This is a genomic window from Gilvibacter sp. (genome assembly GCF_013214815.1).
GTDB lineage: Bacteria > Bacteroidota > Bacteroidia > Flavobacteriales > Flavobacteriaceae > Gilvibacter.
Genome location: NZ_JABSPU010000087.1, coordinates 1 through 8,709 on the forward strand (window position 1 = coordinate 1; position 8,709 = coordinate 8,709).

Annotated in this window: 10 protein-coding genes; 4 read left to right on the forward strand and 6 right to left on the reverse strand. The window is 44.9% G+C overall.

What is annotated here, in order from left to right:
- The first annotated feature begins 212 nt into the window (after positions 1-212).
- Positions 213-983 (forward strand): hypothetical protein, encoded by a 771-nt coding sequence (locus tag HRT75_RS13190; protein WP_291187622.1) that lies wholly within the window; start codon positions 213-215, stop codon positions 981-983.
- Positions 984-985: 2 nt separating this feature from the next.
- On the opposite strand, the gene HRT75_RS13195 is transcribed toward HRT75_RS13190, so the two are convergent.
- The 6 genes from HRT75_RS13195 to HRT75_RS13220 all read right to left on the reverse strand — a co-directional run bounded on the left by HRT75_RS13195 (position 986) and on the right by HRT75_RS13220 (position 5,530).
- Entirely contained in the window at positions 986-1,678 is a 693-nt protein-coding gene (locus tag HRT75_RS13195; protein ID WP_366665076.1) for an HAD family hydrolase, read from the reverse strand.
- Positions 1,678-3,369, reverse strand: coding sequence for an energy-dependent translational throttle protein EttA (ettA, locus tag HRT75_RS13200; RefSeq protein WP_291187625.1), 1,692 nt, complete (start codon positions 3,367-3,369; stop codon positions 1,678-1,680). Before ettA ends, HRT75_RS13195 begins: the two co-directional genes overlap by 1 nt.
- A gap of 12 nt (positions 3,370-3,381) precedes the next feature.
- A complete protein-coding gene (locus tag HRT75_RS13205) occupies positions 3,382-3,564 on the reverse strand; it encodes a CAL67264 family membrane protein (protein WP_272832119.1) in 183 nt (60 codons plus the stop codon).
- 94 nt (positions 3,565-3,658) lie between these two features.
- A complete protein-coding gene (locus HRT75_RS13210) occupies positions 3,659-4,537 on the reverse strand; it encodes a pirin family protein (RefSeq protein WP_291187628.1) in 879 nt (292 codons plus the stop codon).
- 15 nt (positions 4,538-4,552) lie between these two features.
- Positions 4,553-4,990, reverse strand: coding sequence for a MarR family transcriptional regulator (locus HRT75_RS13215; protein ID WP_291187630.1), 438 nt, complete (start codon positions 4,988-4,990; stop codon positions 4,553-4,555).
- A gap of 3 nt (positions 4,991-4,993) precedes the next feature.
- On the reverse strand, positions 4,994-5,530 hold the full coding sequence (locus HRT75_RS13220; RefSeq protein ID WP_291187632.1) for an NAD(P)H-dependent oxidoreductase: 537 nt from the start codon (positions 5,528-5,530) through the stop codon (positions 4,994-4,996).
- A 147-nt stretch (positions 5,531-5,677) separates the two neighbouring features.
- On the opposite strand from HRT75_RS13220, the gene HRT75_RS13225 reads away from it, so the two are divergent.
- The 3 genes from HRT75_RS13225 to HRT75_RS13235 all read left to right on the forward strand — a co-directional run.
- On the forward strand, positions 5,678-7,306 hold the full coding sequence (locus tag HRT75_RS13225) for a carboxyl transferase domain-containing protein (protein WP_291187634.1): 1,629 nt from the start codon (positions 5,678-5,680) through the stop codon (positions 7,304-7,306).
- Between the two features lie 36 nt (positions 7,307-7,342).
- The gene (locus tag HRT75_RS13230) at positions 7,343-8,401 is read left to right on the forward strand and encodes an AhpC/TSA family protein (protein ID WP_291187636.1); all 1,059 of its coding nucleotides are present in this window, start codon (positions 7,343-7,345) and stop codon (positions 8,399-8,401) included.
- A gap of 1 nt (position 8,402) precedes the next feature.
- A partial coding sequence (locus HRT75_RS13235; RefSeq protein ID WP_291187638.1) for an MFS transporter occupies positions 8,403-8,709 on the forward strand: 307 nt, incomplete at its 3' end.

An 8,709-nucleotide genomic window follows, 5' to 3' on the forward strand; every position in this document is an offset into this window, starting at 1 on the left:
CGAGTGGTAAAATCCTTTGAGCAGCTTCCGCAAAACGGAATTGTTCAAGTTGACATTGATGATGTGCAAGTTGGGCAGTATATTGTAAAACTGCAGCAAGACGGCAAGACGGCATCTAAACAACTTTTGGTACAGCGTTAAATCGAGTAAAAACACGCGTGTTTGGTTATGGGTTGGGAGCTACTTTAGTTGCCAACCCTTAACTGATCACAATGACTACCGCTACCGCAGCCACATCCGCAGCAAAACCAAAAACCACTAAATTATCAACTACTACCTCTGGGATCAGCCCAGAGATCACTGCGCAACTCAGCAGTGACATCAACTGTATGTTGGGCTATGCCTCACGCAACGCCATTCCCATAGACACTCAGTTATTAGGTCTTATTGAAAACAGCTCTGTAGAAGATCTGATCAACGCGCATAATGTATTGGTGAAGAACATCAGTCCTGCCACACCAAAAAGTATACGCTATACGCGTGCCCTGTATAAAGACGAGCAGCAAAAGTCCATTTTTAGAAGGCTCCCTTTGGTGCGCAACTTAATGCTCCTAGCTTTGGTCTTTTTGGCGTGTTTTATTGTTACTGCCCTTTCTCCCGAGGTTAATAATGATTCGCTGGACAAAGGCGTATTAGATAATGAAGGGCGCAGTTTGCTTTTAAACTTGGTCTTTTTAGCCTCAATCTCTGGCCTGGGCGTTGCCTTTTATTTGCTAAAAACGGTCAGCTCCGCAGTTAAAAACGGCACCTTGATCACAGAAGATTCCATCTACTATATGGCACTCATTGTCCTTGGAGTCATTGCTGGACTATTAGTTTCTGAGATCATTGTGGTTCCTGCTGGTGGCACTGCAGATTCCGTCAGCCTGTTTGACAAAAGCGTTCTGGCCTTGTTAGGCGGATTTTCTTCGGACGCCATCTTTACCGTATTGCAAAGCATCATCACGCGGCTCAAAGGGCTATTGGCCGCACCTGCTAACTGATGCTACAGTAATTCTAGCAATTCTGTCGCTTGATAGAGTTCTTTAAAATTGGGATGTACCACAGGCTCTCTAACCACTTCATGCTCCCAAGTGGTGTGAAACGGAATGTGAATGGCATAGGCTCCGATCTCCAAAACAGGCAGGATATCAGACTTTACAGAATTTCCGACCATTAAGAATTCTTTATTGCGCACATCTAAATGACGCACCAATTTGTTGTACTCCTTTTGAGTTTTGTCGGATACGATCTCAATATGATGAAAGAACGGCTCCAAACCTGATTTAATGAGTTTGCGTTGTTGGTCTAGCAGATCTCCTTTAGTGGCAACTACTAAGCGGTATTTCCCCACCAGACCTTCCAAGGTATCTTCAATCCCATCAAGGACCTCCACAGGAGCTTCCAGCATCTCCTTGCCCATAGCGATGAGCTGATCGATCACTTTAAGCGGAACCTTATCGTCTGAAATGCGCATGGCTGCTTCTATGAGCGATAGCACGAAAGGCTTAATACCGTAACCGTAAAGCGGTAGATTCTGCATCTCATAACCAAAGAGCTCCCGATTGCAGTCTTCCTTGTCTGCGAAGGGTTCCATGAGTTCACAGAACCGCTCTTCGGCTTGACGGAAAAGCGGTTCGTTCACCCAAAGGGTATCGTCTGCATCAAAGGCAATGGCCTTGACATTCTGCAAATCCACTAGCGGATCAGTTTTTTGTATTTGATACGTTTTGGCATCAGATCGCCGCCCAAACGCTTCTTCTTGTTCTCTTCGTAATCACTAAAGCTACCTTCAAAGAAGTAGACTTGACTGTCTCCTTCAAAGGCCAGGATGTGCGTACAAATTCTATCCAAGAACCAACGGTCATGAGAGATCACTACGGCACAACCCGCAAAGTTCTCCAAACCTTCTTCCAAGGCTCTAAGGGTATTAACGTCCAAGTCGTTGGTAGGCTCATCCAGTAGCAATACATTGCCTTCCTCTCTTAAAGTCATGGCTAAGTGCAGGCGGTTGCGCTCTCCACCAGATAGCGTGCTCACCTTTTTATTCTGATCGCTTCCACCAAAATTGAATCGGCTTAGATAAGCCCTTGAATTCACTTGCTTTCCGCCCATCATAATGAGTTCTTGTCCGTCACAGAAATTCTCCCAAATACTGCGCTCCGGGTCAATATTGGAGTGACTTTGGTCAACATAAGCGAGTTTTACGGTGTCTCCAACGCTAAAGGTTCCTTTATCTGCGTTCTCCTCGCCCATGATCATTCTAAAGATGGTGGTCTTACCAGCACCGTTAGGACCAATGATCCCAACAATCCCAGCCTGTGGCAGATTGAAGTTGAGATCTTCGTAAAGTAATTTCTCTCCATAGGCTTTAGAAACCCCAGAAGCTTCAATAACGTTGGTTCCCAAACGCGGACCGTTAGGAATGTAAATCTCCAGTTTTTCGTCAAGTTGTTTCTGATCTTGACTCATCAGTTTATCGTAATTGTTCAGACGTGCCTTTTGTTTGGCTTGTCGTCCTTTTGGCGCCATACGCACCCACTCCAATTCGCGCTCTAAGGTCTTCTGACGCTTGCTGGCTTGTTTTTGCTCTTGGGCTAGACGCTTGGATTTTTGATCCAACCATGAAGAGTAATTACCCTTCCAAGGGATACCCTCACCTCTATCGAGCTCAAGGATCCACCCTGCAACATTGTCTAAGAAGTAGCGGTCGTGCGTAACCGCGATCACCGTTCCCTTGTACTGCGCCAAATGGTGCTCCAACCAGTGCACAGATTCTGCGTCCAAGTGGTTGGTAGGTTCATCCAACAGCAAAACATCAGGTTCTTGCAAAAGCAATCGACACAAGGCAACACGGCGACGTTCCCCTCCAGAAAGTACGTTGATCGGTGTATCTGACGGAGGCGTTCTTAGCGCATCCATAGCGATCTCCAACTTGGTGTCTAGATCCCAGGCGTTGGTCGCATCTATCTTATCTTGAAGTTTGGCTTGTTTGTCCATGAGTTCCTGCATCTTATCAGCATTCTCATAAACCTCTGGCAAACCGAACATATCGTTGATCTTGTTGTACTCATCCAAGACATCCACTACTTCTTGGACACCTTCCTTAACGATGTCAATGACCGTTTTGGATTCATCCAGTTGTGGTTCTTGTTCCAACAGACCCACGGTGAAACCTGGAGCGAAGACTACATCGCCTTGATAGTTCTTCTCCGTTCCAGCGATGATCTTCATCAGAGTGGATTTACCACTTCCGTTCAGACCCAAGATCCCGATCTTGGCTCCGTAGAAGAAGCTTAAATAAATATCTTTTAATACTTGTTTTCCGGTTGATTGGTAGGTTTTAGAAACCCCGGACATCGAAAAGATGACCTTTTTATCGTCACTCATATATTTGGTGTGTTATACGCGTCCTTTGAGGGCATTGAATACCCAGGCAATACAAAAAAATCCTATACCTACGGCTGCGAAGCCCCAGCCTGCTACATCATCATACTTAAAGGCACCCATGGCTATTAGTCCTAAGCCCACCAAGATCATGATGGTCGTGGCCCAAGCCAAGACAGTATTCTTGTTCATTCCCATACGTTTTTAGTTTTTTAGCGAGGAAGACAAATATCGCACATTTTTAACAAAAAAAGCAGCCCGAAGGCTGCTTTGATGCGGAGGTTCCTAATCCTTATCCCGCAGTTACAGACAGGTAACCCATTTTGCCCATTTGATAGTCTCTCAGAGCTTCCATGATCTCCGTCTGTGTATTCATCACATAAGGTCCCCAACTGGCGATCTCTTCATGGAAGGGTTCACCACTTAGAAATAACAATTGAGCATCTGCGGTAGCTTTTAAGCTAAAGCCATCACCATCTTGTTCAAAAGTCACCAACTGATCTGCCTTTTCCATCAAATTGTACTGCTCATTGACGTTTACAGCGCCGTGCAAAAGATACAAAAGCGAATAATGCGACTGCGCCAAAGGCAAATTCAATTCAGCGCCTTCTTGGAGTTTGATCATATAAGCATTCACCGGAGTTTGGGTTTGGATCTTTCCTTGAGTATCTCCCAATTCACCCGCGATGACTTGTACTGAAGATAATCCGTCCTCACCTTTAAATACTGCAAAATCTTCATCGCGAACGTGTTGGTAATTCGCTGGAATCATCTTTTTGGAGGCCGGTAAATTGAGCCAAAGCTGAATTCCCTCTAAAGTTCCGCTGCGCTCTACGAATTCTTTGGTGGGTCCTTCCGCATGGATAATACCGCGCCCGGCGGTGGTCCACTGTACATCACCACTTTTGACAACACTCTCATTACCCAAAGAATCACGGTGGAGCTGTTCTCCTTGGATCAAAAAGGTAATGGGTTCAAAACCGCGGTGTGGGTGTGGCCCTAGATCAAAGGGATTAGACTCCGCACTGATCTCATAGGGTCCGTAATGATGCAACAACACAAATGGATCTACCATTTCAATACTGCGCGTTGGGATGGGTTGCCGAAGTTCAATCGGTCCCATATTTACAAAAGGACTTTGCCCTAATTGTTTTACACTTGCTCTTTTCATTTTTTGTTTCCTTTCTTATCTAATCTTATCAAGCAGCGCGCTGAGCTGTTTCGCTTCTGCCTGACTTAAGTTTTTAAGCAGATGAGTGTTCGGATCACTTCCGATCTCATCCAACAAAGCCAAACCGGCTTTGGTTATTTCTACATGCACCACACGCCTGTCAGTAGCGCAGGGTTTGCGTTCCATTAGGCCCTTAGCACAAAGCTTATCCATTAGCCTCGTAGCATTAGGCGCTCGGTCAATCATGCGCTCCTTAACGGTTTGCGTCGGCATTGGGCCTCCTGCACCTCTTAAGATCCGCAGTATGTTGTACTGCTGCGGAGAGATGCCAAAAGGCTTAAATCGGGTATTTAAATGATTGTTGATCCAATTGGCCGTATACATCACATTGATCAAGGCCTTGACCCGCTCTGAGCTGAATTTTGATTGTATTTCTTTAGAAATATCGCCCATCACCTATCCGTTAACGGCTGCATCAAAGGATTTAAGTTGGCTTTTGAAGGTGGCAGCTAATTCATCTTCGGCAATACCAGATTCACTAAAATTGTCTCCAAAACTCGGTAACGAGAATTTAGCAACAATGTTTCCACCCATATACGGGAAGCGACCTGCTGCAATATCTAAAACCGTCTGACCACCGCGTCCTCCAGGAGAAGTCGCCATTAAGAACATAGGCACTTCAGACCACAGTTTGCCATCAATACGTGACATCCAATCAAAGAGGTTTTTAAACACTGAAGCATAAGCTCCGTTGTGCTCTGCAAAGGATATCACAATTCCGTCAGCAGCTTTGATCTTATTCAAAAATACTTGAGCATTCTCTGGAATTCCAGATTCTTGCTCCAGATCTATTCCATACATAGGTAGTGGATAGTCGTTCAAGTCTAGCACCTCAACGCTTGCCCCCTCTACTTGATTCGCAGTATAAGATGCGAGTTGTTTATTGATCGAATTTTTACTGTTGCTTGCCCCAAAGGCGATTATCTTCTTCATAATTTGATTGTGTTTCTGGTACAAATTTAGAAAGAATATATTTATTTTCCAAGGAAACTATTTCCATGTAAATATTTAGGAATGATTTATGGTTGACAAACCACTGGAATCCCTTGGTATTTCGTAATTTTGACAAAATTCACATTCATGGATCTAAGCTTCAATAAAAACGAAGACCACAATAAATTACTGCGTTCTGACCTAAGAAATCGCCTGGCAAAAGTCAAATTAGGCGGCGGTGAAAAGCGCATTGAAAAACTTCACGCCAAGGGCAAAATGACTGCCCGTGAGCGCATTGACTACCTCTTAGACGATAAAAAATCAAGCATTGAGATCGGTGCCTTTGTTGCAGACGGTATGTATCAAGAACACGGCGGCTGTCCTTCTGGAGGTGTAGTGGTAAAGATCGGTTATGTGAAAGGCGTGCAATGTGTGGTTGTGGCCAATGATGCCACTGTGAAGGCTGGAGCCTGGTTCCCCATTACCGCTAAAAAGAACTTAAGAGCGCAAGAGATCGCAATTGAGAATCGTCTGCCTATAATCTATTTGGTAGACAGTGCTGGTGTTTATCTGCCAATGCAAGACGAGATCTTCCCGGACAAAGAACACTTTGGACGAATCTTTAGAAATAATGCTGTGATGAGCAGCATGGGCATAGTGCAGATTGCTGCAGTTATGGGAAGTTGTGTAGCCGGTGGAGCTTACCTTCCAATCATGAGCGACGAGGCTTTGATTGTAGATAAGACCGGAAGTATATTCCTTGCCGGAAGCTATTTGGTTAAAGCAGCTATTGGAGAATCCATAGACAATGAAACTTTGGGCGGAGCCACTACTCACTGTGAGATCTCTGGAGTTACGGATTACAAATCCAAAGATGATGCTGACGCTCTTACAACTATTAAAAATTTAATGAGCAAGCTGGGAGAGAATCCCAAAGCTGGCTTCAATAGAATAGCAGCAAGCAAACCTGCCAAAGACGCTGAGGAGATCTTTGGCCTGCTCCCCGCCTCTCGCGCTGAGCAATATGACATGCGTGAGATCATTGAGCGTTTGGTTGACAATTCAGAATTTGAAGAATACAAAGCAGGCTATGGACAAACGATTTTGACTGGCTACGCTCGAATTGACGGTTGGGCCGTTGGTATTGTTGCCAATCAGCGGAAGATCGTCAAAACTAAAAAAGGTGAGATGCAATTCGGAGGAGTGATCTACAGCGACTCCGCAGATAAAGCCACGCGTTTTATAGCCAATTGCAATCAGAAGAAAATTCCATTGGTATTCTTGCAAGATGTGACCGGTTTTATGGTAGGATCCAAAAGCGAACACGGTGGTATCATTAAAGACGGCGCCAAAATGGTGAATGCTGTGAGCAACAGCGTAGTGCCTAAATTCACCATCGTCATTGGAAACTCTTATGGAGCTGGAAACTACGCCATGTGTGGGAAGGCTTATGATCCAAGACTCATTGCTGCTTGGCCAAGTGCAGAACTTGCTGTGATGAGCGGAAACTCAGCAGCAAAGGTTTTGTTGCAGATTGAAACCGCATCGCTTAAAAAGGCTGGGAAAGAGATCTCCAAAGAAGAAGAGTCTGCCCTTTACGATAAGATCAAGGCGCGTTATGATGAGCAGATCTCTCCATACTACGCAGCTGCCCGTCTTTGGACGGATGCGGTGATCGACCCTATGGATACCAGAACCTGGATCAGCATGGGAATTGAAGCGGCGAACCACGCGCCTATAGAAAAGCCTTTCAACATGGGAGTGCTTCAAGTTTAGTTTGTATCTTAGGGTAATAGCTAAACAATCTTTGAAATGAGCACAAACAAATGGACTGCCCTTCTTTTACTGGCAGTCAGCTTCTTTGCGTGCCAAGAAGCAGAAGAACCCAAGACCTATGCTATTAGTGGAACCATCAGTGATTATGACGGTTACCTCTTTTTAAATTATACTCAACCCGGAGATTCGACCTATCGGGTAAAAGATTCTGTTAAAGTTGAGAATGGACGCTTTAGTTTTATGGGTGAAGTACCTTACCCTGTACAAGGATATTTGCACATGCAACCACCTTCTGGCGTGGCTTATCTCTACGTGGAGCCAGGAGAAAGTGAGATCTTTTTAACTACTGCCTCTCAGCCTTCTGGAGACGAAACTCATTATATGTTTACTTCCGATTCTATTGTGGGATCCTACGGGGATGAACTTTCCGATAGCTTTCAAGCCTATCGGAAAAGCATTCAAGACAACCCAGATTACAATACGCTGATCATTGATAAGGTGGCGGAAATTGTGAAGGCGAATCCTTCGCATCCTTATGCGGGCAAATTGTTAGCCGATTTCACCTTGGGCCCTAAGTACTTGACGGTGGCCAGAACAGAAGAGCTTTTAGCAGTATTGGACAAGGATGTTCAAAGTCCTGACGATTTGATGTTGATTGACAATAAGATCGTAAAAGATACCCGTTACGCGCCTGGGAAGCCCATTGGTAAGATTGAGCTCATCAATACAGAAGGCGAACTCACTGCTTTAGATCCTTCACAGAGTGCGTATACTTTGGTGGATTTTTGGGCGAGTTGGTGCCGACCTTGTTTGGAGAAAATGCCAGAATATGTAGAGCTACTTTCCAATACCGAGCGCAAAGACCTCATGATCTTCGGGGTTTCTATAGATGAGGATACAACGGCCTGGAAAGCTGCTATTGAAAAATACGAACTCAATTGGCAACAAGTTGCAGATACCTTAGGCTTTGACAGTCCAACAGCAGAGCAGTTCTACCTGCTTGCAATTCCGAGCAACATCTTGATAGACAGCACGGGCACGATAGTTGAAGCCGATATCAAACTGCATGATTTACAAGCGCGATTCTTAAAATAATTTGAGCACTACCCTCTCTCCAGGCATTAAAAGAAGCGTTTATCTCTTGCTATTGACCTTAGCAGGAGAGGCAGTCTTCATTTTGCCTTTTGTTTTGATCCGTGTCTTTGGAAAGACCTTTTTAGATGCCTTTGAGATCACCAATTTTCAAATTGGCACCGCCCAATCCATTTATGGAATAGTGGCCTTTGGCGCCTATGTTTTTGGCGGGCCGCTAGCCGATAAATATCCCGCTCGAAAATTGATGGCCGTTTCTCTGTGGGCAACTGCGGTAGGGGGTTTGTATATGGCCAGCTACCCTTCAATAA